General features: G+C 63.5%; 1 protein-coding gene. It reads right to left on the minus strand.

The window, feature by feature from the left end; genetic code table 11:
- Positions 1-217: 217 nt before the first annotated feature.
- Positions 218-613 (minus strand): DUF1345 domain-containing protein (locus tag AC1DC5_RS19035; RefSeq protein WP_476866199.1); only part of this gene is annotated, 396 nt, incomplete at its 5' end.

A 613-nucleotide genomic window follows, 5' to 3' on the forward strand; every position in this document is an offset into this window, starting at 1 on the left:
CCGGGTCACGCTCGGGGTTGGAGCGAAGGCCCTGACCAAAATGGCTGTGCTTTTTGCAAATATAGCCGGGGGCATGCCGGGGGCCTAGGGCGCCGAAATAGTCGAGTAGGGCATCGGATGAAGTCGAGTAGTTTTCCTGTCCAATACTCGGTTTTTGTCCTGGGATCCGCCAAAGACCGGAACCGAGACGGCAATGTAGGTCAATCTGCCCCGGGGCTCAGAAGGCGAGACTGATCACGAGGCTGATGGTCGTGGCGAGGATGACGGTGCCAAAGAGGTAGGACAGGAGGCTGTGCTTGAGCGCCTCCGCRCGGATGCCGTGGTTCTGGAGGGCGGTGTCCGARACCTGGTAGGTCATGCCCAGACTCGAGGCGAGRTARGCGAAGTCGGTGTACCGCGGCGGTCCCTCCTGGTTGAAGTCGATGCCGCCCACCGCCGTCCCGGATTTCCCGTCCGTGCTGTAATACAGCTCCGCGTACCGCAGCGTGAACAGCGTCTGCACCAGCAGCCAGGACAGGGCCACTGACGCCAGCGCCAGCAGCCCGCCGCCCAGACCGGACCTGCCTTCGCCGCTATGGGAATCAACGACGACGGCGGCCACCGCGCCGAGGCT

It is taken from the genome of Arthrobacter sp. 10L424, from assembly GCF_056395325.1.